Raw genomic sequence first — 23,703 nt, 5'->3', positions numbered from 1 at the left:
GGTTCAGTCGATGCTATCGCGGGCGTCGAAGCCGGTGACATGCCGCCCGTCGATGTGCAGCCGGCCGTCAGCCAGGTGGGTGAGCAGCTTCACGAGCAGGCGGCGCTCGACCTGCCGGATGCGCTCATGCAGGGTGTCCTCGGTGTCATCGGGTTCGATCAGCACCGGCTGCTGGGCGATGATCGGGCCGGTGTCGACGCCCTCGTCGACGAGGTGGACGGTCGAGCCGGTGACCTTGACGCCGTAGGCGAGCGCATCGCGGACCCCGTGCGCGCCGGGGAAGGACGGCAGCAGGGCCGGGTGGGTGTTGATGATGCGCTGTGGGAACCGGGAGATGAAGTCGGGCCCGAGGATGCGCATGAACCCTGCCGAGACGACCCAGTCGGGCTCATAACCAGCCACCGTCTCGGCGAGTGACTGGTTCCATTCGTCACGGGAGGCGTAGTCCTGCGGGGCGACGACGAAGGTGTCGAGACCGGCGCCTCGGGCACGGTCGAGGACCGGGGCATCGGGCCGATCCGAGCCGACTGCAGCCAGCGTGACATCGGCGGCAGGTGCGGCTGAGGTGAAGGCGTCGATGACAGCCTGGGTCAGGGAACCGGATCCGGAGGCAAGGGTTACGAGGCGCACGGCTGTCATTGTATGTCAGACTGTTGCGGTGAGTCCGATCGAGCACAAGCCCAGCCAGAACGACCAGCGACCCTCTGCCGAGAAGCCCAGCGGTGATGAGGCGCTGGTGATGAAGCGCAACCGTGAGGGAATGATCTTCACGCTGCTGCTCGGTGCTGCGCTGCTCTCCTCGCTGTATCCGCTGCCGGCGAAACTGTTCTCCGGCGTCTTCGCGATCGCCGCCCTCGTGTGGGCGGTGCGCTACTTCATCGCCGGGGTGCGCTCGAAGCGGGCCGGCGGCTGGGTCATCATGGGTGTGCTCGGTGCGCTGGCGGCCGGCTGGATGATCCTGCAGGCGGTCGGCATGGCGGTGCTGTACCCGCAGCAGAAAGCCTACGAGGACTGCGTTGCCTCCGCGCTGACAGAGCAGGCCGCCGTCGAATGCCAGTCCGAGCACCGCTCACAGCTGACGAAGATGCTCGAGGAACTCGGCGCCGGCTGACCTGCCGCCGCTTCCTCCCCTGTCTGTTCCCCCTATCGGCGGGTCAGTCCTGCGGTTGCGGTCTCAGTCCTGCGGTTGTGCCCGGCGGGCGGCGAGGATGAGTCCGTAGCCAGCCCACAGGCCGGCGATGACGAGCCCGCCGGTGATGAGCGGGAACATGAGTGCCGGCACCCCGAAGACCTCCAGGCCGCCGGGCCCGAGCCCGCCGGTGGAGAACAGTCCCCACATCCACATGAGCACGAGCAGCTGGGCTGAGGCGACGGTGATGACCGGCAGGTCGACGTGCTGCCAGCTGCGGCGCAGCGTCACGAGCAGCACCCCGACGATGAAGAGCAGTGCCGGTGCCGCGGCCAGGAAGGCTGGCGGGTTCTCCGGGATGATCGCCAGCAGCGGCACAGCCGGGCGCGGGCCGTCGGCTGCGGAGAAGGCCGAGGCGGTCTCGGCTGCCGACAGGTGCACGCCCGCACCGCTGAGCCAAGCAAGTGCGACGGCGAGGATCCCCGGCAGGTAGAGCAGCTGCACCACTGACAGGCCAATCGCGGCCACGAGCGGGGCACTGTAGAGGTCGACGACCGCGCTGACCTTCTCGAACTCGATGGCGAGCCCGGCAGCGACGGCGAGTGCGGCGAGCCCGGCCAGCCACCAGCCGGCGCGCACGCACACCCGGTGGGCATCTTCCAGTGCTCCGGTCCACTGTTCACCGAGTCTGGCTGACAGACGTGAGTCCGCTGCAGCCGCCTGCGGGTACAGGCCGGCACCGAACACAATCGCGGTGCCGACGAGGAGGCCGACACGGGTGAAGCCGATGAGGCTCGGGGTCGCCGCCCCGAGGGCGAAGCCGAACCCGACAGTGATGAGCACAAACGCCCCGGCGATCGACAGATAGGCGCTCGTGCGCGGGGCCCGGTGGGCGGTGAGCTGGCCGGCGCGCTGCAGGCGCGCATTGGCCTCCAGTGCGGTGGCGGTGCGAGAGGCGGCATTGCGCAGCAGCAGCCACACAATGAGGCACAGCAGACTCGGCGGGAAGCTCATAAGCGCCTCACCGGGTCTGACGCTCAGCCCGGTCGCTGCGGCCAGGCCGGTGAACGCCCAGCCGGGGATCGCCGCGAGCGGGCGCTGTTCGGCGATGCCGATGAACCAGGCGATCGCGGCGAGCACGAACGCGATGGTGACGAGCACGAGGAGGATCCGCACGGTTTCGAGCGCGCCGATGACCGCTGGGTGGCGCCCGAGATGCCGGGACCCGCGGCCGCTGCTGTCAGGTGGGGAACTCACTCCCCCTATGGTGCCCGACGTGACCACCGGGCACGGAATACCGACACACCGGGTGTTGCGACTAAAGTGGTACCGTGAGCCACTATCGCGGTGACCGTCGGCGCTGACCGCCGGGCGCGTCATCGCCGTCCACCAGCGCTGAAGACAAGGTTGCAAAGCTTATGAACTCCGGCCCTACTCCCCCGCCGATGCCCCCACAGCCGCCGCACGGACCCGGCGGCTCGTCTGGCGCTTCCGGCCCCTACTCAGGTGGACCGCAGGGACCCTACTCGGGTGGACCCCAGGACTCAGGCCCGACCTACAGTGCCGCACCGATCGGCTCGAACCCTGCTGGTGGGGCGAGCGCCGCCTCGGGCCCGGCAGGCGGCAGCGTCCCGCAGCCGGCCCCCGCCCCCGGCTACGCACCCGGACCGGGTGGCCCGGACCAGACGCGCGGCAGGCAGCAGAAGAAGAAGTCGAAGCTGCCGCTGTTCCTGTCTCTGGGCGCCGTTGCGCTTGTGCTCATCCTCGTGCTCGTCGGCTTCTTCGTCGTGCGCAGCGTCAACAACAACAAGTACGGACCCGACACTGTCGCCGAGGAGTACCTCGCCGCCCTGGAGTCCGGCAACATCGACAAGGCCAACGAGATCACCAAGGCGACCGCCCCGGACGGTGCCAGCGAGAAGCTGCTCGTCCAGCCGATCGTCGACGGCTCCCAGGACAAGATCACCGACACGAAGGTCGTCGAGACGACCCGCAACGGCGATTCGGCGAAGATCCACACCCAGTACTCGCTCGGCGGGCAGCCCTACGACCTCGTCCTCACGGCGACGAAGGACGGCCGGCAGGGCATGTTCTTCGACAAGTGGAAGCTCGAACCGCCGGTGCTGCCGACGATCGCTCTCGAAATCCCGCCGATCGGCGGTTCGACGATCAACGGCCAGGAATTCACCCCTGAGGCCGGCCGGGTCGAGTACGCCGTGTGGCCGGGCCGCTACGACGTCACGACCCCGGAGAGCAAGTACATCACCTCCGCTGAGGGCAACGCGACCGTCGGCTTCGCCGATGAGGAGGCCCCGCAGGCGGCGACCGTCAAGCTCTCCGTCGAGGCCACCGATGCCTTCGACACCGACGTCAAGAAGCTCGTCGAGGACAAGGTCAAGGAGTGTGCCAAAGAGAAGAAGACCTCCGTCGACGGCTGCCCGATGGTCAACATCAGCTGGAATGACGACAAGGGCAAGGAAGCCGCCGACAAGGTCAACGAGAAGACCATTGAGCGCACGATCGACAAGATGCCCTCGATCCGCACGATGCTCAGCCCTGATGGTTCCGGCGGTTCCTTCTACACCGAGTCCGACAAGGTCGGGAAGATGACGATGAAGGCCAAGTCGAAGGACGGCAAGTACCGCTGGGACGGCACCGTCGACTTCGAGACCAACGGCTCGGTCAAGATGGACGGCGATAAGCTCAGCGTCGACTTCTACTGAGCTGACTCCCTTCAACAGCTGACCTGACCTGCGTCTTCGCCGGTCAGGTCAGCCTTTTCATGCCCCCGGTGGCCGGCGCCGAGGCGGTGGTACAGTCGTGGACTGTGAGTGCAGACACGTACCCGGCCGGTCAGGCGAGCGATGAAGCGCCGGTCATCTCCGCCTCGGGCCTGGCGAAGTCCTATGGCGAAGTCGCCGCCGTCGACGGCATCGACTTCGCCGTCACGCCCGGTGAGAGCTTCGGGCTGCTCGGCCCGAATGGGGCTGGGAAGTCGACGACGATGCGGATGATCGGCGCGACCCTGCCGCGCACCGGCGGACAGCTGAGCGTCCTCGGCCTCGACCCCAACGTCGACGGCCCGCAGATCCGCGCCCGGCTCGGTGTCGTCCCGCAGCAGGACAACCTCGATGAGGAGCTCTCGGTCTTCGACAACCTCGTCTTCTACGCCCGCTACTTCGGGTTCTCCCGCGCCTATGCCAAGGCGAAGGCCGATGAGCTGCTCGACTTCGCCAATCTGCGTGAGAAGCGCAGCGCCCGTGTCGATGAGCTCTCCGGCGGCATGAAGCGCCGGCTGACGATCGCCCGGTCGCTGGTCAACGATCCCAGCCTGCTCATGCTCGACGAGCCGACGACCGGCCTCGACCCGCAGGCCCGGCACATCCTGTGGGACCGGCTCTACCGGCTCAAACAGCAGGGGGTCACGCTCGTGCTCACGACCCATTACATGGATGAGGCCGAGCAGCTGTGCGACCGGCTCATCGTCGTCGACCACGGCCGGGTCATGGCCGAGGGCGCACCGAGTGAGCTCATCCGGCAGTATTCGACCCGCGAGGTCCTCGAGCTGCGTTTCGGCATCGACCGCAACGAGGAGCAGGCCCCAGCGCTCGAACGGTACTGCGAGCGCATCGAGGTGCTGCCCGACCGGCTGCTGCTCTACAGCGGCGACGGCGACAGTGCACTGGCCGCGATCCGGGAGGCCGGCTTCACCCCGCTGACCGCGCTCGTTCGCCGCTCGAGCCTCGAAGACGTGTTCCTCCGGCTCACCGGACGGAGCCTCATCGAATGAGCACCGACATCGAAGCACCCGGCACGCATGCCGACCAGCACCGTGCGGTGCGCCGGGCCGGTCCGTGGCTGGTGGCCGAGAAACAGCTGCTGTTCTCCCTGCGGTTCATCAAGACGACCCTGGCCGTCACCGTGCTCACCCCGGTGTTCTACATCTTCTCTCTCGGCCTGGGTCTGGGCACCGTCGTCGACTCCGCCCAGCCTGAGGGTGTCGGCGGTGTGCCGTATCTGCTGTTCGTGGCCCCGGCGATGCTCGCGACAGCGGCGATGATGTTCGCCGTCGAGGAATCCACCTATCCGGTCATGGCCGGGTTCCGGTGGAACCGGGGCTACTGGGCGGCAGCGGCCACCACGCTGACCCCAGCGCAGATCGCGCTCGGTGCAGCGCTGGCAACGATCATCCGGGTCGCTGCGATCACGACGATCTACTTCCTTATCATCACCCTCGTCTTCAACGCCGTGCCGAACCCGGCCACCGGCTGGCTCATGATCCCCTTAACAGCCCTGGGCGGGACCGCGCTCGGCTTCCCGGTCATGGCTTTCACCGCCACCCTCAAGCGCGACTCCGGTCAGTTCGCACTCATCCAGCGTGTCGTCGTCATGCCGCTCATGCTGTTCTCCGGCACGTTCTTCCCGCTGGCGAACCTGCCGCTGTCCGTGCAGTGGATCGGCTGGTTGTCCCCGCTGTGGCACACGACCGAACTCGGCCGGCTGCTGGCCTATCACCAGCCGATGTCCGGGCTCATGATCGCTGTGCACCTCGCCTGCATCATCATCCCCAGTGCCGCCGGCCTGCTCATCGCGATGCGCCTGTTCGCCCGGAGGCTGACGTCATGACGCGGCACAGCCCGCACACGCACACCCCGCCAGCCGGCCGCGCGCAACCCGGCAGCACCGCCTCGGCGCTGGTCACCCCGCGCCCGGGCCGGGTGCGGGCGTTCTACGCCGGCAACGCCCGGGCTGTCGTCGCCCGCGGCATGCAGGTTTTCCGGCACAACAACTTTACCCTCGTCGCCTCCGGTGTGCTCGAGCCGATCCTCTACCTGCTGGCGATGGGCCTCGGGCTCGGCTCGCTCATCGGCAGCGTCGAATACGGCGGCCAGACGATCTCCTATGCCGCCTACATCGCCCCAGCTCTGCTGGCCGCCTCGGCGATGAACGGCGCGGTGATGGACTCGACGGTCAACGTATTCTTCCGGCTCAAACACGGCCGCCTCTACGAGGCGATGCTCACCACCTCGCTCGGGCCCCTCGATGTGGCTCTCGGCGAGATCATCATGGCGGTCTTCCGCGGGTTCCTCTACGCCTGCGGATTCGTCACCGTCATGTTCTTCCTCGGCCTGCTCGACTCTCCGTTCTCGCTCACCGCGCTCGGCGTCGCGATGCTCATGGCCTTCGCGTTCGCCGCGATCGGCATGGGGATCACGAGCTTCTTCTCCGGGTGGTATCAGCTCGACTGGATCTTCGTCATCCTCCAGCCGCTGTTTTTGTTCTCCGCGACCTTCTACCCCATCGAGGTCTACCCGGGCGCCGTCCAGTGGGTCGTCCAGGCGCTGCCGCTGTGGCACGGCGTCGAGCTCATGCGCCTGGCGATCCTCGGGGCTGCGACCAGCCCGGCCTGGATCCACATCGTCTACTTCGCCGGCATGATCGTCATCGGCCTGGCGCTGACCTCGACCCGACTGCAGAAGCTGTTCCTGCGCTGAGTCGTCAGCCCACCGTGCGCGAGGCGGTGGGCACCTGGAGTGCGGATTCGAACCATTCGGAGAGCATCAGCACTCCGCGGTCGTCGAACCGGCGGCCGGCGACCTGCAGCCCGATCGTCCGGCCGTCAGCCGTGTAGCCGGCCGGGACGGAGGAGGCAGGCTGTTCGGACATGTTGTAGGGCACGGTGAAGGAGATGTGCTGCATCGGCTGGGTGGCGTCGTTGAACGGCATCGGCCAGTCAGCCGGGAATGCGGCCATCGGTGCGACTGGTGAGAGCACGAAATCATAGCCGGCTGTCGCTTCGACGGTGCGCCGGCGCATCTCCTGGATCGAGTGGTAGCAGCGCAGCAGCTCAGTCGCCGAGATATCGGCACCTGCCCAGCACCACTGGGCGACATAGGGAAGGATCTCACGGCGGTCGGCATCGTCGAGGGCCTTGAAGTCCGCCCAGGAGCGCACCCGCCAGAACCGATCGATATCGACGAGCAGATCTTGGTCCATGAACGGTTGGATCCGCTCGACCGTGGCACCGGCGCTCTCGAGGACCGCAGCGGCGGCATCGACGGCGGCAGCCACCTCGGGATCGGTGTTACTGCCGCAGCCGGCATCGGTGTGCACGGCTACGCGCAGCCGGCTGATGTCGAATTCCTCGTCCCGGTAGCCGACGTCGGTGGCTGGCAGCTGGGAGTAGTCGCGGTCATCGGGCCGGCCGATGACCTCCATCGCGTCGATGACATCGCTCATCCGGAGGGCCAGGGGGCCTGCACACCGGCCGAGGTAGGGCGCTGAGAGCGGCACCCGCCCGAAGCTCGGCTTGAGGGTGGCCAGTCCCAGCCAGGTGCCCGGCAGGCGGATCGACCCGCCGATGTCTGACCCGATGTGGATCGGCCCGTATCCGGCAGCGGCAGCCGCACCGGCGCCGGAAGACGACCCACCGGTGGTGAGCTCGGGGTTCAGCGGTGAGCGGGTGATGCCGTGGCGGGAGGAGACGCCGGAGGAGAGCATCCCCCAGTCGGGCATGACGGTCGAGGCAAAGAGCACCGCACCAGCCTCCAGCAGCCGGTCGGTGATCGGGGCGTTCTCCTCAGCGACAGTCGGTTCGCCGGCATTGTGGCCGCCGGGCATTCCGACGCCGGCCCAGGCGATGTTCTCCTTGACCGTCACCGGCACCCCGTCGAGGTCCGAGAGCGGTGTGCCTGCCTGCCAGCGGGCCGCTGCCGCCTCGGCTGCCTGCCGGGCAGTGTCGAAGTCGGTGTGCCACAGCGCGTTGACTGTCGGTTCGCATACCTCGACGCGCTCCTTGACAGCATCGAGGACGGCAACCGGGTCGGTGCGGCCTGCGGCGTAGGCGGCGCGCAGTTCGGCGGCACTGGAATCGGCGAGCGTGGTATCCATAACGGTCCTTCCGTGCTCTCAGCCGGCCCGGTCATGCAGAGCGGCGGCGAGCGTGGGTGTGGCGGCGACGAGCGAGGCGGTGTACTCGTGCTGCGGGTGGTCGTAGATCGAGGCGACGTCACCTGATTCGACGATCCGGCCGTCCTTCATGACGACGACATCGGAGCACAGGTGGCGCACGACCCCGAGGTCGTGGGAGACGAACACGAGGGTGAGCTCGTAGTCCTCGACGAGGTCGGTGAGCAGGTTGAGCACCTGGGCGCGGACGGAGACGTCGAGGGCGGAGACCGGTTCATCGGCGACGAGGATCCGCGGGCGGCACACGAGCGCACGCGCAATCGAGATGCGCTGACGCTGCCCGCCGGAGAACTGGTGCGGATACCGGGTGCGGCTGCCGGCGTCGAGGCCGACGGCTTCGAGCATCTCGTTGACCTTCTCCCGCCGCCCGGCGGCCGGCACGCCCATGGCCACCAGCGGTTCGGCGACGATATCGGCGACCTGCATGCGCGGGTCGAGGCTGGCGAAGGGATCCTGGAAGACGATCTGCAGCTCCTCGCGCATCGCCCGCAGCTGCGCTTGGCTGGCCGAGGCGATCTCACAGTCCCCAACGCGAACGTACCCGCTGGTGAGCGGTTCGAGCCCGGAGAGGATCTTGAGCAGCGTCGACTTGCCCGACCCGGATTCGCCGACGATGCCGAAGCGCTGCCCGGTCCGGATGCTCAGCGATACGTCAGTGAGCGCATTGACGGTGTCGGCTCTGCTGAACAGCCCGGACTTCGTGCGCTGATAGGTCTTGTACAGGCCCTCGATCTCGATCAGCGGCGCCTGCTCCTGCGCCGCGTCGGGCCTGAAGGCGGTCTGCGGTCGGGGCTCGGCCGACCCTGTATCATCGGCCGGCCCTGTCTTGTCGGCCGGCCCCGTACCGTCGACCGCCCCCGTGTCGTCGGCCGGTCCCGAGGCGGTGGCGACCTGCTGCTCGCCGGTGCCCTGCGCCTCGGGCGGGGTGGAGCGCGGCCGGCTGAGCCGGGCGGCATCGTAGGCGCGGGCGGTGGCGATGGTGAACAGCCGGCCGTCATCGTCGGTGGCTGTCAGGTCGGAGGCGGCGAGCAGCCCGCGCGTGTAGTCGTGCTGTGGGTCGGTGAAGATCTGCTCGGTGGCACCGACTTCGACGATCTCGCCGTGGTACATCACCATGACCTTCTGGCAGACACTGGCCACGACGGCCAGGTCATGGGTGATGAACAGCAGCCCCGTGTCCGAGGTGGTCACGGCGTCGAGCACGAGGTCGAGGACCTGCCGCTGGACCGTGACGTCGAGGGCGGTGGTCGGCTCATCGCAGATGAGCAGCTGCGGGTCATTCGCCAGCGCCATCGCGAGCATCACCCGTTGCCGCTGCCCGCCGGAGAGCTGGTGCGGGTACGCCCGGGCCGTGGCCTGCGGGTCGGGCAGCTGGACGAGGCCCAGCAGGTCGATCGCACGCTTCGCAGCGCTCGTCTTCGACTGGGTGCGGTGGATGCGCATAACCTCAGCGACCTGGGCGCCGACGCGCATGAGCGGGTTGAGTGCGCTCATCGGCTCCTGGAACACCATGCTCATGTTCAGCCCGCGCAGCCGGGCGATCTGCCGGTCGGAGCGCTCCAGCAGATTGCCCTCAGTGCCGGTGAGCGTGATCGAGCCGGTGGCGGTGAGCTCGTCTGGCAGCAGGCCCATGACCGCGGAGGAGGTAAGCGATTTCCCGGACCCGGATTCGCCGATGAGCCCGACCCGCTCGCCGGGAGCGATGGTGAACGACGTCGGGTGCACGAGCGTGGTCTGCGCGGTGGCGATCGACAGGTCGGTGACCTCGAGCAGGCTGCGCTTGCTCACCGGTGCCGGCGAGGTGGCGACGCTGGTGTGGGCGGGCATGTCATTCACGTCCTTTCAGCTTCGGGTCGAAGCGGTCGCGCAGCCCGTCGCCGAGGAGGTTGAACCCGAGCACAGCGGCGGCGATGAACAGGCCCGGCCACAGGGCGAGCATCGGATGAGAGGACAGGTACTGCTGGGACTCCTGCAGCATCCGACCCCACGAAGGGGTCGGCGACTGGGTGCCCAGACCCAGGAAGGACAGTCCCGCCTCGGCGAGGATGGCAAGTGCGAAGGCGACGGAGGCCTGCACGATGATCATCCCAGCGATATTGGGCAGCACGTGGAAGACAGCGATCGGCAGGATCCGGCGATTGGCTGCCCGGGCGGCCATGATGTACTCGGTGCTCATCACCTGCAAGGTCCCGGATCGGGCGACGCGGGCGAAGCCGGGGATCGAAGCGATGCCGAGAGCCACCATCGCAGGTCCGGTGCCCGGACCGAACACAGCGGAGAACACGATCGCCAGCAGCAGCGCGGGGAAGGCGAGCAGCAGGTCGTTGCCGCGCATGATGAGCCCAGACAGCCACCCGTAGGGGGTCATCCCCGCCAGCACTCCCAGAGGCACTCCGATGAGGGCGGCGATGGCGACGGAGACGACGCCGACGAGCAGGGTGATGCGCGCGCCGTACATGATCCAGGTGAAGGTGTCGCGGCCGTAGCGGTCGGTGCCGAAGATGTGGTCGGCTGACATGCCCTGCAGCCGGTCGGCTGGTATCGCCTGGGTGGGGTTGTACGGCGTCCACAGATACGACACGAGCGCCATGCCGATGACGATGCCGATGAGCACGATGCCGATGACGAGCGAAGCGTCGGCCTTGCGGCGGCTGGCGACGAGACGGGTGGTCATGCGGCCCTCCTGACGCGCGGGTCGAGGACGGTGTAGAGCAGGTCGACGATGAGGTTGAGCAGCAGGACGAGCACGACGAGGACCATGACGATGCCCTGGACCGTGACAAGGTCGCGGTTGGCCACAGCCCGCACGAGTTCGGAGCCCATGCCGGGGATGACGAAGACCTGTTCGATGACCACAGCGCCGATGAGCATCGTGGCCAGCTGGATGCCGGCGACGGTGACGACGGGGATGGCGGCGTTGCGCAGCCCGTGGCGCACCAGCGCACGCGGTTTCGTCAGCCCTTTGGCACGGGCGGTGCGCAGGAAGTCCTCGCGCATCACCTCGAGCACGGCCGAACGGACGTAGCGGGTGAGGATCGCCGCCTGCACGAGCGCCAGTGCCAGCACCGGCAGGGCCAGCCGTGCGAGGAACCGGCCGAAGCCCTCAACCGGGGCGGCCCAGCCGCTGGAGGGGAACCAGCCGAGGCCCAAGGAGAAGATCATGATGAGGATGATCGCGGCGAGGAAGTTCGGCACAGCGATGCCGACCTGGCTGGCCGCTGAGATCGCGGTGCCGAGCGTGCGCTTCTGGAACACCGCGGCCAGCGAACCCAGCGGCACCGCGATGAGCAGGGCGACGGCCATCGAGGCGATGACGATGATGAGGGTGACCTGGATGGAGTCGGCGATGACCGGGGTGATCGGTGCACGGGTGACATACGAGGTGCCGAAGTCGCCGGTGAGCATACCGGAGGTCCAGTCCAGGTACTGGACCGGCAGTGGCCGGTCGAGACCGTACGTGCGCTCGAGCTGAGCTACTGCCTCGGGAGTGGCGTTGGTGCCCAGGGCCACCTGGGCGGCGTTGCCGGGCAGCACCTGCATGAGCAGGAACACGATGACCGAGGCGATCGCAGCGGTGGCCACGAACTGCAGCAGCCGGCGGATGAGGTATCCGGCCATGCCACCTCCTTGTATCCGCAGCGGCCGCGGCGCGGCCGCTGCGGGTCAGATGAGCGGGGCGGGCCGGGGTTTCCGGCCCGCCGGGAGCGTCACTTCCAGGCCAGGGTGGCGATCGGGAAGGAATCGGAGACGAAGTTCTCCGGCAGTCCCTCGACCCCGGCGTCGGCGACGATGAGGTTGGGGAACAGGAACAGGAATCCAGCCGCGGCGTCCTCAGTGATTGTGCGGGCGACGTCCTTCATACCTGCGACGTACTCCTCCTCGGTGCCGGTGTCGGCCTTCTTCGCAGCGTCTTCGATCTGGGAGTAGTCATAGCCGGTGTAGTAGCCGTCGCCGAACACGGTGAGCATGTCGTTGGCCTCGACGTGGTTGATGACCGACATGTCGTAGTCGTGATTGATGAAGGTCTTCTCCAGCCACACCGCCGGGAACTCCTGGGTCTCGATCGTCGGCTTCAGTCCTGCCTCTTCGAGCTGGGAGACGACGATGTCGGCCACGGCGGTGGCATACGGCAGGTTGGGCACGGTGTAGGTGAAGGATTCACCTTCGATGCCGGCTTCCTTGACAAGCTCCTTGGCCTTGTCGACGTCGTGCGGGTACACGTCGGTGAGGTCCTCATAGTACGGGGCGGTCGGCGGGACCATCCCGCCGATGAGGGTGCCGTAGCCGCCCCAGGCGGTGTCGAGGATGGCCTGCTCGTCGATGGCGTAGAGGACGGCCTCGCGGGCCTTCTTGTCGGCGAAGATGCCCTCGTCGTTGTTCATCGACAGCACGACTTCGCCGTTCGTGGTGCCCTCGACGACCTGGTAGTCATCGGGGGATTCGAAGTCACCAGCCAGTTCGGGGGCCTGCAGGCTGGCCAGCACGTCGACTTCACCGGACTTCACGGCGTTGACGGCTGCAACGGGGTCTTTGTAGTACTTGAAGGTCACCGTCTCCAGATTCGGCGCACCGCCCCAGTAGTCGTCGCGAGCTGCGTAGACGATCTCCTGGCCGCGAGTGAAGGACTGTACCTCATACGGGCCGGTGCCGACGGCCGTGTTCGCCAGGTCGTCGACGGCATCTTCGCTGAACACCGCGCCCACGGCGCTGGCCAGATCGTACAGCCACCCGTTCGAGGGGTCGCTCAGCGTGATCTCGACGGTCGCGTCGTCGGGGGTGTCGATCGAGTCGATGACGGCCATCTTGGCCTTGAGCCCGTTGGTCCAGGCATCGGAGTTGACCCGCTCATAGGAGAACTTCACATCTGCCGACGTCAGCTCGTCACCGTTGGAGAACGTCACATCGTCCTGCAGGTGGAAGGTGTAGGTCTTGCGGTCCTCGGAGACGTCCCACGATTCGGCGAGCGCGGGCTTGAGCTCGCCGTCCTGGTCGATGCGCACGAGCGACTCGTAGACGTTTTCCATCAACGCCTGCGGAATCGCCGCCCCACCGGTGGTCGTGAAGTCGAGATTCACCGGCTCGGCAGTGTGCGCGACGACCATGTCGGTGCGCTTCTCCTCCCCGCCTGAGCCGTTGTTGCCGGCTCCTGCGCTGCAGCCGGTGGCGGTGAGCACGACAGCGGCAAGTGCTGCCGCCCATGCAGTGAGTCGTCGCGTCATTTTTCCCTCGAGTCTCGTGAGCAGTGGTGACCGGCCCCCACGGGCCTGGAATCAGGTTAACGGACGCTTAGCGTCGGCTGAGAGATCGTCTCGCAATGTGTCCTGCCACACTCCGCACTCGAGACGGCTCTGGCTTGAGACCCCACCGACGCGTGCGCCGATGCCGGATATGATCGGCTCACACCGCTCATCGTCGACAGGATCACCGTGATGTCAGCCTGGATTCGCTCATCCCCGTTCCTGGCGTTCACGGTGCTGGCCTATGGCGGTTCATGGATTGCGTGGGGCCCATGGTGGCTGGCCCGCAACGGTGTGGGCGTGCTGCCCTATGAGCTGCCGTATCCTGCCGTGACCTGCATGAATCAGCTAGGCCTCTTCGCAGGCCCGTTCGCCGCAGCCCTCATCGTCACCGGCGTGCGGTCCGGTCGTGCTGGGATTTCTCGCCTGCTTGCCTCAATCGTGCAGTTCCGGGCGCGCGGCCGCTGGTACGCTCTTGCCCTCATGGCAATTCCGCTGGCTGCCGGGATCGGCTACGTGCTCGTCTCCGGTGTGGATCCGCAGACGGACTCAAGCCTCGGATTCCTCTTCGTGTTGCTCCTCAGCAGCTATCTCATGTTCCTGCTCGGCGGGCCGCTGCAGGAGGAGCCGGGCTGGCGCGGCGTCGCACTGCCGCTGCTGCAGCACCGGCATCATCCGCTCACTGCCGCGATCATCCTCGGGCTCATCCACTGCTTCTGGCATGCCCCGCTGTTCGCGACCGCCGAGTGGGACACCGCCCGCGCCGGATTCGGCGACTACATCGCCTACCTGCTGTGCGTCCTCGCCCTGACAGTCGTCATCTCCTGGGTGTTCAACGGCTCACACGGTTCACTGCTGCTGGCGATCCTGGCGCACAACGGACTCAACTGGGCGATCCTCTCAGCCGGCGGGCTGACCGAAGCCGCGGCCACAACCTGGCCGGCGGCAGTCGGCACGAGTGTGCTTGCGCTCATCGCGATCGCGCTCACCCGCGGCCGGCTCGCCTATGATCCGGCAGATCCTGCTGACCCGGCCGGGATCGTCTGCCCAGTCGGAGGGCGTGCCGATGCTCAGCTGCCGGCAGACCGTGCGGCGAGCAGCTGAACCAGGCTGCGCAGCGCCTTGCCCCGGTGCGAGATCGCGTTCTTCTGACCTGCGCTGAGCTGGGCTGCGGTGATCTCATGACCGTCGGGGTAGAAGATCGGGTCATAACCGAAGCCCTGCTCACCGATCGGCTCCCGGCCGAGCCGCCCGGTCATCCGGCCTTCGGCGAGCACCGCCTCGGGCGCGGGACCATCGGTCGGGTCGATGAACACGGCGGCGCAGCAGAACGCGGCCTGCCGGTGCTCATCGGGCACATCGGCCAGCTGGGCGAGCAGCAGCTCGTAGTTGGCGACGTCGTCGCCGTGCCGGCCGGACCAGCGGGCTGAGAAGATCCCTGGCGCGCCCCCGAGCACGTCGACGGCAAGCCCGGAGTCATCGGCGATCGCCGGCAGCCCGGTGTGCTCAGCTGCCGAGCGGGCTTTGAGCTCGGCGTTGGCGGCGAAGGTCACCCCGTCCTCGACGACCTCGGGCAGGTCGACGTCAGCGGCGGTGAGCACGGTGACCGGCTGTTCGAGGACATCGCGCAGGATCTCTTCGAGTTCTTTCCGCTTGCCCTCGTTGCGGGTGGCGATGACGATGCGCTCGAACATGTTGGCTCCTGTCGGTCGGTCGGCTGTCGGGCGGCTGTCAGCCGCGCGGGCGGGCGAGGGCTTCGCGCTGCAGCTCGGTCAGCTTCGCGCAGCCGGTCTCTGCCAGGCTGAGCAGGGTGTCGAGTTCGGTGCGGTCGAAGGCCTGCTGTTCGGCCGTGCCCTGGATCTCGACGAACCGGCCGGAGCCGGTCATGACGACGTTCATGTCGGTATCAGCGGCTGAGTCCTCGACATACGGCAGGTCGAGGGCCGGCTTGCCGTCGACGATGCCGACGCTGATCGCCGCGATCGAGTCGGTCAGCGGTTCGGCAGCGGCCGGGATCCAGCCGCGGGAGCGTCCGGTGTCGATCGCGTCAGCCAGTGCCACGTAGGCGCCGGTGATGGCCGCGGTGCGGGTGCCGCCGTCGGCTTGGAGGACGTCGCAATCGAGCTGGATGGTGTTCTCCCCCAGCTTGTCCATATCGACGACCGCGCGCAGGGCGCGGCCGATGAGGCGGGAGATCTCGTGGGTGCGTCCACCGATCTTGCCCTTGACGGATTCGCGCGGGCTGCGGTCATGGGTGGCCCGGGGCAGCATCGCGTATTCGCCGGTGACCCAGCCGCGGCCGGAGCCCTTGAGCCAGCGGGGCACGCCCTCGGTCAGGGAGGCCGCGCACAGCACGCGGGTGTCGCCGAACTCAATGAGCACGCTGCCTTCGGCGTGGGTGAGCCAGTCGCGGGAGATGCGCACCTCGCGCAGCTCGTCGTGGGCGCGGCCGTCAGGACGGGTCATGGGATCTCCTTGTGCGAGGCGGTACGGGGCCGGCCGCGCAGGTGAGGCGGCCGTGTGTGTTCAGGCTACAGCTGCCAGGTGTTGCCGGGCCGGGCGAGTTCGATCGGCCCGGAGAACTCGGCGGCGGCTTCGGCGCGGACCATGCAGGCATCGGTCCACGGCGGGATGTGGGTGAGCACGAGGTTCTTCGCCTCGGCGGCATCGGCCACGCGGCCGGCGCGCAGGCCGGTGAGGTGGATGCCGCGGGCGGCATCGCGGTCCTCCTGGAAGGCGGCTTCGCAGACGAACACGTCAGCACCGCGGGCGGCCTCGACGAGGCCGTCGCACTCATCGGAGTCACCGGAGTAGGTGATGACGTGCCCGGACTGGTCCTCGATGCGCAGCGCATAGGCCTCAACGGGGTGTTCGACGAGGAATGCGGTGATCGTCAGCGGCCCGATCGTGAACGCAGCACCCGGGGTCAGGTCGTGGAAGGCGAAGACCGTTGACAGGTCGGTCGGGTGCGACTGGCCTGCCACCGGGCTCAGTCCCGGCTCGGTGTGGTAGGCCGCGGCGAGCCGCTCATGTGTGCCAGCCGGGCCCCAGACGGGCAGGGAGGCCCGGATCGCGCCGGTGTCGGTGTGGGCGTCGCCGCAGTTGAAGTACTTCGGGTCGTAGCTGCGGTAGACGTACAGGCCGGTGACATCGAGGCAGTGGTCCGGGTGCAGGTGGGACAGCACGACGGCATCGAGGCTGCTGGGGTCGACGTAGTTCTGCAGCGCGCCGAGTGCTCCGGAGCCCAGATCGATGACGACCCGGTACTCCCGGTGGTCGACGGCTGCCTCCAGCAGGTAGCAGCTGGCAGCCGAGGCGGGCCCGGCAAAGGAGCCCGAGGTGCCAATTGCGGTCAGTCGCATCATGCCTGTTGTTCCTCCTCCATCAGGCGTCTTCCTCCTCGTCCTCTGCACCGGAGCCGAGGCCCGAGAGCAGGATCGTCGTCAGGCGTTCCTGCGCCCAGGTGAGGAAGTCGTAGACGGTGAGCATCGTGGCCTGCTGGTCATCGAGCTCATCGGCGGCCTCCCGGGCGTAGAGGTCTTCGACATCGGATTTGCTGGCCATGCTCATCCGGGTGGCGAGCACGAGCCTGACGTCATTGAGCGCCATCGACCAGGCTCGCGTGTGCGCTTCGTCGAGTTCGATCCGGCCGGTCAGCGATAGGTCGTACAGGGCGATGCGGATGTTGGCGAGCTTCGATTCGCGCAGGTCGTGTTCGGTCAGCCGGCGGAACTCCGCAGATCGTTCGGCATCATCGCCGTCGACGTCGGGCAGCAGCCGCAGCACGGCCGGGTCCTCGGGCCGTTCGGCCGTGGAGATGCCGACCAGCCGGGCGAGGTCATCGGCACTGACCTCACGCTCGCCGGTCTCCCCCGCCTCGGGCGCGGTGTCCTCCGGTTCACCGGAGAGCGCATCGAGTTCGTCCTCGCCGCCGAGCATGACGGCGACATCGGAGAGCAGGGAGCGGAAGATGTGCTTCTCACCGGGTTCGAGATCGAGCACGGCGAAGGCACGCGCAGTCGAGTGGATCTTCATCAGCGGCCCTTCGGGCTCACACCTCACCACCGGTCGGGGCGGGCCGGCAGGTGGCCCACAGGCCGAAGCCGTGCATGGCGGCGGTGTCGCGCTCCATCTGCTCGCGGCTGCCGGTGGCCACCACGCTGCGGCCGAGTTCGTGGACTTCGAGCATGAGCTTCTCGGACTTCGCCCGCGAGTAGCCGAAGTAGCTCTGAAACACGTACGTCACGTAGCTCATGAGGTTGACCGGGTCATTCATGACGATGCACGCCCACGGCGAATCCGGCCGAGTCTCATGCAGAGTCTCAGCCTGGGGATCGATCACCGCTTGGGATGAGTCGCCGGTTGACATCACGCCTTTCACTGTAGGCGAATTCATGGTTCACCCAGTAATCCTGCAGTGGCCTATCATCGTTCCTATGAGTGATCTCACACCGGCTTCCCCGCGGGGTTCTGCCCCGTTCCGCCCGTCGACAGCACTGCTGACCGACCATTATGAACTCACGATGCTGCAGGCCACCCTCGATTCGGACCGCGCTGAGCGCCGCAGCATCTTCGAGGCCTTCGGGCGCCGCCTGCCGGCCGGGCGCCGCTACGGGATCGTCGCCGGCACCGGCCGGATCCTGGAGATGCTCGCCGACTTCACGTTCACGTCCGAGGAGCTGAAGTTCCTCGAATCGACGAAGGTCGTCGACTCGACGACGCTGGACTGGCTGGCTGACTTCCGGTTCTCCGGCGACATCCGCGGGTATGCCGAGGGCGAGGTGTACTTCCCCGGTTCGCCGCTGTTGAGCGTGGAGGCGACCTTCGCCGAGGCGGTGGTGCTGGAGACGATGATCCTCTCGGCTCTCAACTACGATTCGGCAGTCGCCTCGGCGGCCTCGCGGATGAGCCGGGTCGCCGGCTCCCGGCCGTGTGTCGACATGGGCTCACGGCGCACGCATGAGCAGTCGGCCGTCGCCGCTGCCCGGGCGACCGTGGTCGCAGGGTTCACCTCGACGTCGAACCTGGAGGCCGGGCGCCGCTACGGGCTGACCACCGTCGGCACCGCTGCGCACTCCTTCACCCTCATCCACGACTCCGAACGCGAGGCCTTCGAAGCCCAGGTGCGGTCGCTGGGCTCGGATACGATCCTGCTGCTCGACACCTATGACGTCGACGAGGCGCTCAAGACCGCCATCGAGGTCGCCGGCACCGAGCTCGGCGGAGTCCGGCTCGATTCCGGTGACCTGGGCATCCAGGCCGCCGAGGTGCGCGAGAAGCTCGACGCGCTCGGCGCGATCAACACCCGCATCACCGTGACGAGCGATCTTGATGAGTATGCGATCGCCGGCCTGGCAGCCGCCCCGGTCGACGCGTACGGCGTCGGCACCCGGGTCGTCACCGGTTCGGGTGCCCCGACGGCGAGCCTGGTGTACAAGCTCGTCGCCCACAGCGATGACGCCGGTGAGTGGGTGTCGGTGCAGAAGAAGGCGACCGGCAAGTCCTCGACCGGTGGCATGAAGGAGGCTGCCCGCATCATCGACGGCACGATCGCTGTCGAGGAGGCCATCGGCATCCCGCGCCTGGAGTTGCCCGATGATCTTCAGGCCCGCCCGCTGCAGGTGCCGCTGGTCACCGATGGAGAGATCGATCATTCCTACACCGGTCCCGAGGGGGTGCAGCGTGCCCGTGAGCGTCACGCGGCCTCGATGGCTGAGCTGCCGCGCACGGCACACCGCCTGCAGGCCGGTGAACCGGCGATCCCGACGGTCTTCTACAGCGCCTGAGGCGGGTTCACCGGCGGCCGACGAACCAGGCCTGCAGCTTGGTGATGCGGGCCTGGATCTCCTTCCGGCTCGCCTCAGCGACCGGTGGTCCCCCGCAGGCCTTGCGCAGATCGACGTGGATGGCGGCATGCGGTTTGCCCGTGCGCCTGGCCCACGCGCCGACCATTGTCTGCAGCTTGCTGCGCTCTTCCTTCAGCAGCCGGTGATCATGTTCGGCCAGCTCCGCGGTCGGCACCGCCGTCTGGTTCGTCGCGCCTGAGCGGGCCCGGCGCTTCGTCTGCTCGGCCTGGCGGGTGCGCAGCAGCTCGGTGACCTGTTCGGGTTCGAGCAGGCCGGGGATGCCGATGAAGTCGAGCTCGTCCTCAGAGCCGATCATGCCGCCGGAGCCGAACTCACCGCCGTCGAAGAGCACCCGGTCGAACGAGGCCTGCGAGTCAAGGGCTTCATAGGAGCCGAGCAGATCATCGGAGGCTGATTCGCTGGCATTGGCCTCAGCCAGTGCCTCATCGTCGAAGACGACCTCGTCCTCGGCGTCCGGGTCCGGCCGGCGGTCGAGTGCGTGGTCGCGCTGGAGCTCGAGCTGATTGGCCAAGGCCAGCAGGATCGGCACGGAGGGCAGGAAGATCGAGGCGGTCTCACCGCGGCGCCGGGCGCGCACGAAGCGGCCGATCGCCTGGGCGAAGAACAGCGGCGTCGATGACGAGGTCGCATACACGCCCACTGCCAGGCGCGGGACGTCGACGCCTTCGGAGACCATGCGCACGGCGACCATCCAGCGGCGCTCGGAGTTCTGGAACTCCTCGATCCGCTTCGAGGCACCCTCTTCGTCGGAGAGCACGACGGTGACCGGTTCGCCGCAGATCTCGCGCAGCTGTTTGGCGTAGGCGCGGGCGACCTCTTGGTCGGTGGCGATGACGAGTCCGCCGGCGTCGGGGACGCTGCGGCGGACCTCAGACAGCCGCATATCCGCGGCTTTGAGCACCGCGGGGATCCATTCGCCCTTCGGGTTGAGTGCGGTGCGCCAGGCCTGGGCGTGGATGTCCTTCGTCGCTTCAGCACCGAGCACGGCAGACATCTCATCGCCTGCCTTGGTGCGCCAGCGCATCTCACCGGAGTACGTCATGAACAGCACCGGGCGCACGACGCCGTCCTTGAGCGCCTGGGCATACCCGTAAGTGTAGTCGGCCTTGGAGGTGCGGATGCCCTCTTCGTCAGGGACGTATTCGACGAACGGGATCGCAGCGGTGTCGGACCGGAACGGCGTACCAGTCAGGGCGAGCCTGCGCCGGGCCGGGCCGAACGCCTCGCGCACGGCATCTCCCCATGACAGTGCGTCACCGGCGTGGTGGATCTCATCGAGGATGACGAGCGTGCGGGCGGCCGCGGTGCGGTTGTGGTGCAGCACCGGTTTGGCGGCGACCTGCGCGTAGGTGACGGCCACACCGTGGAACTCCTTGCCGTGGCGGCCCTGGGAGTTTTTGAAGTTCGGGTCGATGCGGATGCCCACGCGTGAGGCGGCGTCAGCCCACTGGGTTTTGAGGTGCTCGGTGGGGGCGACGACGGTGATCCGGTCGACCTTGCGCTGGGCGAGCAACTCGGCTGCCAGCCGGAGGGCGAAGGTCGTCTTGCCGGCTCCCGGGGTCGCGACGGTGAGGAAATCGCGCGGCTCCGTATCGAAGTAGCGTTCCAGGGCTTCGGCCTGCCAGGCACGCAGTTTGCCCGCCGTTCCCCACGCGGCGCGTTCGGGAAAGGCTGGTGAGAGGTGTTCGGCTGCTGAAGTTCCTGGGATCCGTGTCGGACCCGACATTTACTCCTGCGGTCCTTCAGGCATCGATTCGTAGATCTCCTTGCACTTCGGGCAGACCGGGAAGCGCTCAGGATCGCGGGTGGGGACCCACACTTTTCCGCACAGCGCGATGAGCGGGGTGCCGGTGACCATGGACTCCATGATCTTGGCCTTCGGCGCGTAGTGCGAGAACCGCTCGTGATCGCCGGGCTCAGCAAGCTGGTCCTGTGTCTGGCGCTCGATCGTGGCGGCGCCACCTGTTGCGGGCATCGTGTCGGACATAGCCACCATTCTAGCGCTGGTCGCTGACTAGACTAATCGGCATGGCCGACAGTGACGCACCCCTCTCCTTCTCCCCCGCGCCCGAGGCGCCGGCTGGCGAGGACCTCATCCGCACCTACCGGCAGGTCGCCGGGCAGATGGTCCGGCCGGTGGCGGTGGTGACGTGTCTGCGGGGCCGGCAGCCGCATGCGATCACCGTCGATTCGTTCCTCGATGTCTCCTATGATCCGCCGACGATGGCGGTGAGCATCTACTCCGGTTCCCGGATGATGGAGTCCCTGGAGATCGCTGAGACGATGACGATCAGCGTGCTGACAGCGGAGCAGAAGAACGTCGCCCAGTGGCTCGGGGAGCCCGGTCAGCCGCTGTACGGGGTGCTCGATACGGTGCCGACGTATGACGCGCCCTCCGGTGTGCCCTATGTCGCAGGTGCTGCTGCGGTGTTCGACTGCCGGATCACCAAGCGTCTGGAGGTGGCCACGCACACGCTCGTCGTCGGTGAGGTCAGCTCCTGTGCCGAGACGATCGGGGCGCGGCCGCTGGCGCGCTGGCAGGCCGGTTACGAGACCGTCACCGGCCGCTGAAGACGCACGAAGCGCCGGGGCCTCTCAGGGCACCGGCGCTTTGCGTTGCGGAGGATCAGACGACACCGAGGCTGTGCATCGCTTCGGCCACACGGACGAAGCCTGCGATGTTGGCACCGGTGACGAGGTCGCCTGGCTGGCCGTATTCGTCTGCGGCTGAGGCGCAGCGTTCGTGGATGCCGGTCATGATCTCATCGAGCTTGTGCTCGGTATAGTCGAAGTCCCAGCTGTCGCGTGAGGCGTTCTGCTGCATCTCCAGTGCGCTGGTGGCCACGCCGCCGGCGTTGGCGGCCTTGCCTGGGCCGAAGAGCACCTTGTTGTCGCGGAAGATCCGCACGGCTTCAGGGGTGCAGGGCATGTTCGCGCCTTCAGCGACGACGCGCACGCCGTTGTCGACGAGCATCTGTGCCGATTCGCCGTTGAGCTCGTTCTGGGTGGCACACGGCAGCGCGACATCGGCCTTGATCGACCAGACGTTGCCACCTTCTTCGAACCGTGCGCTCTCTCGCCGCTTGGCGTATTCACCGACGCGTTCGCCTTCGACGAGCTTCACCTGCTTCAGCAGCGCGATATCCATGCCCTTGGGATCGTGGACGAAGCCTGAGGAGTCGGAGATGCCGATGACGGTGGCACCGAGCTCCTGGGCCTTCTGGGCGGCGTGGACGGCGACGTTTCCGGAGCCGGAGACGACGACGGATCTGCCTTCGATCGTCCGGTTGGTCTCCTTGAGCATCTCGCGCACGAAGAACACCGTGCCGAAGCCGGTGGCTTCGGTCCGCACCATGGAGCCGCCGTAGCCGAGGCCCTTGCCGGTGAGCACACCTGCCTCGTAGCGGTTGGCGATGCGCTTGAACTGGCCGAAGAGGAAGCCGATCTCCTCTTCACCGACGCCGATGTCACCTGCCGGCACGTCAGTGTATTCGCCGATGTGTCGGTAGAGCTCGGTCATCATGGACTGGCAGAAGCGCATGATCTCCAGGCGCGACTTGCCCTTGGGGTCGAAGTCGGAGCCGCCCTTGCCGCCGCCGATCGGCATGCCGGTCAGCGCGTTCTTGAAGGTCTGCTCGAAGCCGAGGAACTTGATGATGCCGGAGCTCACCGTCGGGTGGAACCGCAAGCCGCCCTTGTAGGGGCCGAGGGCGGAGTTGAACTCGACGCGGTAGGCGCGGTTGATCTGGACTTCACCATTGTCATCGACCCATGGAACGCGGAAGATGATCTGCCGTTCGGGCTCGCAGAGACGCTCAACGGCGGCGAGGGCGAGGAACTCGGGATGCTTGTCGACGACAGCACCGAGAGAATGCAGGACTTCGTGGACAGCCTGGTGGAACTCGGACTCGCCGGGGTTGCGGCGCAGCACGGTGTCGAATAGAGGCTGTAGATTCGGGTGCAATGACATGAGTCGATTGTAAGTGTTGCACGCGATGATCCGTGCAGTGCGTCGGATTGCGGATACTTGACGCCCCCAGCACGATCCCACGACTGCCCACAACTCAAGTAAACGAGCAGGTCACGGACCTGTTTGACAGGCGGCCGGATCGGCAAACGTAGCAAATGCGGTGCGGAAAAACGTTCCGAATTCCGGACACAGTCTGCATAGACCCTCATCGCCATGAGAAGTCATGCACTCGATGAGCGGTGCAGGAAGCCGGCAGAAGGGAGTGTGAGCAGCACCTGCAGCTGGGTCAGCAGGAGCTCATGAAGCAGGCTCACCATAGCGCCGCTGGTCACCCGCGGCAGGGACAAAAGGAATCATGCCTCTCACTGTCAGCCAGTCAAAGGCACTAGATGCTCTTACGCGGCGTCGGTTCAGTCTCGGCGGCCGACGGATCCGAGATGAACAAGTGCGAGCCCGGGGAGCATTGCTCAACCCGGGCTCGACTTTCTATATGAGTAATTGCGGCGGTGTCTTACTCTCCCACACCCTGTC

General features: G+C 67.3%; 23 protein-coding genes. 8 read left to right on the top strand and 15 right to left on the bottom strand.

What is annotated here, in order from left to right:
* Positions 1-3 precede the first annotated feature (3 nt).
* Complete coding sequence (purN, locus tag B4E96_RS04370) at positions 4-630, bottom strand: phosphoribosylglycinamide formyltransferase (protein WP_286956544.1); 627 nt, start codon at positions 628-630, stop codon at positions 4-6.
* Between the two features lie 28 nt (positions 631-658).
* On the opposite strand from purN, the gene B4E96_RS04365 reads away from it, so the two are divergent.
* The gene (locus tag B4E96_RS04365) at positions 659-1,111 is read left to right on the top strand and encodes a hypothetical protein (protein WP_286956543.1); all 453 of its coding nucleotides are present in this window, start codon (positions 659-661) and stop codon (positions 1,109-1,111) included.
* A 63-nt stretch (positions 1,112-1,174) separates the two neighbouring features.
* Here B4E96_RS04365 and B4E96_RS04360 read toward each other — a convergent pair whose 3' ends face one another.
* Positions 1,175-2,386 (bottom strand): DUF6350 family protein, encoded by a 1,212-nt coding sequence (locus B4E96_RS04360; RefSeq protein WP_286956542.1) that lies wholly within the window; start codon positions 2,384-2,386, stop codon positions 1,175-1,177.
* Between the two features lie 161 nt (positions 2,387-2,547).
* On the opposite strand from B4E96_RS04360, the gene B4E96_RS04355 reads away from it, so the two are divergent.
* Genes B4E96_RS04355 through B4E96_RS04340 form a run of 4 tightly spaced genes read left to right on the top strand, consistent with a single transcriptional unit; the run spans position 2,548 to position 6,624 of the window.
* Positions 2,548-3,852 carry a hypothetical protein gene (locus B4E96_RS04355; protein ID WP_286956541.1) on the top strand — a complete coding sequence of 435 codons (1,305 nt, stop codon included), beginning with the start codon at positions 2,548-2,550 and terminating at the stop codon, positions 3,850-3,852.
* A gap of 59 nt (positions 3,853-3,911) precedes the next feature.
* Positions 3,912-4,919, top strand: coding sequence for an ABC transporter ATP-binding protein (locus B4E96_RS04350; protein ID WP_414632671.1), 1,008 nt, complete (start codon positions 3,912-3,914; stop codon positions 4,917-4,919).
* The gene (locus B4E96_RS04345; RefSeq protein ID WP_102163154.1) at positions 4,916-5,755 is read left to right on the top strand and encodes an ABC transporter permease; all 840 of its coding nucleotides are present in this window, start codon (positions 4,916-4,918) and stop codon (positions 5,753-5,755) included. The genes B4E96_RS04350 and B4E96_RS04345 overlap by 4 nt, the downstream gene beginning before the upstream one ends.
* Positions 5,752-6,624 carry an ABC transporter permease gene (locus B4E96_RS04340; RefSeq protein WP_286956538.1) on the top strand — a complete coding sequence of 291 codons (873 nt, stop codon included), beginning with the start codon at positions 5,752-5,754 and terminating at the stop codon, positions 6,622-6,624. Before B4E96_RS04345 ends, B4E96_RS04340 begins: the two co-directional genes overlap by 4 nt.
* Positions 6,625-6,628: 4 nt before the next feature.
* On the opposite strand, the gene B4E96_RS04335 is transcribed toward B4E96_RS04340, so the two are convergent.
* The 5 genes from B4E96_RS04335 to B4E96_RS04315 all read right to left on the bottom strand — a co-directional run bounded on the left by B4E96_RS04335 (position 6,629) and on the right by B4E96_RS04315 (position 13,317).
* Positions 6,629-8,020 (bottom strand): amidase, encoded by a 1,392-nt coding sequence (locus B4E96_RS04335; RefSeq protein WP_286956537.1) that lies wholly within the window; start codon positions 8,018-8,020, stop codon positions 6,629-6,631.
* Positions 8,021-8,038: 18 nt separating this feature from the next.
* Positions 8,039-9,925, bottom strand: a complete 1,887-nt coding sequence (locus tag B4E96_RS04330) for a dipeptide ABC transporter ATP-binding protein (protein WP_286956536.1) — start codon at positions 9,923-9,925, stop codon at positions 8,039-8,041.
* A 1-nt stretch (position 9,926) separates the two neighbouring features.
* Complete coding sequence (locus tag B4E96_RS04325) at positions 9,927-10,772, bottom strand: ABC transporter permease (RefSeq protein ID WP_286956535.1); 846 nt, start codon at positions 10,770-10,772, stop codon at positions 9,927-9,929.
* Positions 10,769-11,716 (bottom strand): ABC transporter permease, encoded by a 948-nt coding sequence (locus B4E96_RS04320; protein WP_286956534.1) that lies wholly within the window; start codon positions 11,714-11,716, stop codon positions 10,769-10,771. The genes B4E96_RS04325 and B4E96_RS04320 overlap by 4 nt, the downstream gene beginning before the upstream one ends.
* Before the next feature lie 89 nt (positions 11,717-11,805).
* Positions 11,806-13,317: an ABC transporter substrate-binding protein gene (locus B4E96_RS04315; protein ID WP_286956533.1), complete on the bottom strand. Its 1,512-nt coding sequence runs from the start codon at positions 13,315-13,317 to the stop codon at positions 11,806-11,808.
* 210 nt (positions 13,318-13,527) lie between these two features.
* Here B4E96_RS04315 and B4E96_RS04310 point away from each other — a divergent pair, with 210 nt between their 5' ends.
* On the top strand, positions 13,528-14,439 hold the full coding sequence (locus B4E96_RS04310; protein WP_286956532.1) for a CPBP family intramembrane glutamic endopeptidase: 912 nt from the start codon (positions 13,528-13,530) through the stop codon (positions 14,437-14,439).
* Here the strand turns inward: B4E96_RS04310 and rdgB are convergent.
* The 5 genes from rdgB to clpS all read right to left on the bottom strand — a co-directional run bounded on the left by rdgB (position 14,406) and on the right by clpS (position 17,704).
* Positions 14,406-15,029, bottom strand: a complete 624-nt coding sequence (gene rdgB, locus B4E96_RS04305; RefSeq protein WP_286956531.1) for an RdgB/HAM1 family non-canonical purine NTP pyrophosphatase — start codon at positions 15,027-15,029, stop codon at positions 14,406-14,408. The two genes, B4E96_RS04310 and rdgB, sit on opposite strands and share 34 nt — an antisense overlap.
* A gap of 37 nt (positions 15,030-15,066) precedes the next feature.
* A complete protein-coding gene (gene rph, locus B4E96_RS04300) occupies positions 15,067-15,801 on the bottom strand; it encodes a ribonuclease PH (RefSeq protein ID WP_259800284.1) in 735 nt (244 codons plus the stop codon).
* A gap of 65 nt (positions 15,802-15,866) precedes the next feature.
* Positions 15,867-16,700, bottom strand: coding sequence for an MBL fold metallo-hydrolase (locus B4E96_RS04295; protein ID WP_311200494.1), 834 nt, complete (start codon positions 16,698-16,700; stop codon positions 15,867-15,869).
* A gap of 19 nt (positions 16,701-16,719) precedes the next feature.
* Positions 16,720-17,370, bottom strand: coding sequence for a DUF2017 family protein (locus B4E96_RS04290; RefSeq protein ID WP_286956530.1), 651 nt, complete (start codon positions 17,368-17,370; stop codon positions 16,720-16,722).
* Between the two features lie 16 nt (positions 17,371-17,386).
* Positions 17,387-17,704, bottom strand: a complete 318-nt coding sequence (gene clpS / locus B4E96_RS04285; protein WP_102163165.1) for an ATP-dependent Clp protease adapter ClpS — start codon at positions 17,702-17,704, stop codon at positions 17,387-17,389.
* A gap of 67 nt (positions 17,705-17,771) precedes the next feature.
* On the opposite strand from clpS, the gene B4E96_RS04280 reads away from it, so the two are divergent.
* Complete coding sequence (locus tag B4E96_RS04280) at positions 17,772-19,121, top strand: nicotinate phosphoribosyltransferase (protein ID WP_286956529.1); 1,350 nt, start codon at positions 17,772-17,774, stop codon at positions 19,119-19,121.
* A gap of 7 nt (positions 19,122-19,128) precedes the next feature.
* Here B4E96_RS04280 and B4E96_RS04275 read toward each other — a convergent pair whose 3' ends face one another.
* Together B4E96_RS04275 and B4E96_RS04270 are read right to left on the bottom strand one after the other, a co-directional pair.
* Positions 19,129-20,928 carry a DEAD/DEAH box helicase gene (locus B4E96_RS04275; RefSeq protein ID WP_259836405.1) on the bottom strand — a complete coding sequence of 600 codons (1,800 nt, stop codon included), beginning with the start codon at positions 20,926-20,928 and terminating at the stop codon, positions 19,129-19,131.
* Positions 20,929-21,189 carry a DUF3039 domain-containing protein gene (locus tag B4E96_RS04270; protein WP_102163168.1) on the bottom strand — a complete coding sequence of 87 codons (261 nt, stop codon included), beginning with the start codon at positions 21,187-21,189 and terminating at the stop codon, positions 20,929-20,931.
* Between the two features lie 41 nt (positions 21,190-21,230).
* Between B4E96_RS04270 and B4E96_RS04265 the strand changes: the two genes are divergently transcribed.
* A complete protein-coding gene (locus tag B4E96_RS04265; RefSeq protein WP_286956528.1) occupies positions 21,231-21,773 on the top strand; it encodes a flavin reductase family protein in 543 nt (180 codons plus the stop codon).
* Between the two features lie 55 nt (positions 21,774-21,828).
* On the opposite strand, the gene gdhA is transcribed toward B4E96_RS04265, so the two are convergent.
* Entirely contained in the window at positions 21,829-23,172 is a 1,344-nt protein-coding gene (gdhA, locus tag B4E96_RS04260; protein WP_414632670.1) for an NADP-specific glutamate dehydrogenase, read from the bottom strand.
* Positions 23,173-23,703: the final 531 nt, after the last annotated feature.

This window comes from Brevibacterium sp. UBA7493, from assembly GCF_002479565.1.
Classification (GTDB): domain Bacteria; phylum Actinomycetota; class Actinomycetes; order Actinomycetales; family Brevibacteriaceae; genus Brevibacterium; species Brevibacterium luteolum.
The sequence above is the reverse complement of the archived record's forward strand: the minus strand, read 5'-3'. Positions and strand labels throughout refer to the sequence as shown.